General features: G+C 32.3%; 1 protein-coding gene. It reads right to left on the minus strand.

Going from position 1 to position 542, the window contains the following annotated elements:
- Window positions 1–354, minus strand: a 354-nt coding sequence (locus I6F66_RS21940; protein ID WP_197209872.1) for a Dam family site-specific DNA-(adenine-N6)-methyltransferase, incomplete at its 3' end; no start/stop codon positions are given.
- Window positions 355–542 lie beyond the last annotated feature (188 nt).

Genomic DNA, 542 nt, shown 5'->3' on the forward strand with positions numbered 1-542 from the left:
ATATAAAAATAACATAGAGCGTTCGTATATATCGCGGCTTTGATTAAACTGCACACGATATTCATAATAAGCATCAGGGTGATTATTTAAATCTACAAATAATTTTTTAGCGTCGCTAATAAATTCATCAGGTGAATCTCTGAGCTCTTTATATAAATTAATTAAATCAGCATTAATATCATTAAGAATATAATGTTTAAAATTACTATTTAAAAAAACGGAGCCAGCACCAACAAAAGGTTCAACCAAAGTATCAGCATGCTTACTTGCTTGGTTTAATCGCGCGTTAATATCATCAACTAGACTGTATTTTCCGCCAGCCCATTTAAGGAAGGCTCTACTCTTTTGCTGCATTGGGCTCTTTACTTCAATTCGGTGTTGCGCGATTTTACACTAAAGCAGTGTAATTTACTGATCAAGTAGTGTTATTTCTTGTTTTATTTTACTAATTTTTTTATAGAAAGGCTTATTCTTTAAAATACCAGCCGGCAAGTTTTTCATAGCCCGCTTAGCATCACTTAAATTAGTAAAACTTCCTAATG

This window comes from Pseudoalteromonas sp. NZS100_1 (assembly GCF_015864285.1).
GTDB classification, from domain to species: domain Bacteria; phylum Pseudomonadota; class Gammaproteobacteria; order Enterobacterales; family Alteromonadaceae; genus Pseudoalteromonas; species Pseudoalteromonas arctica.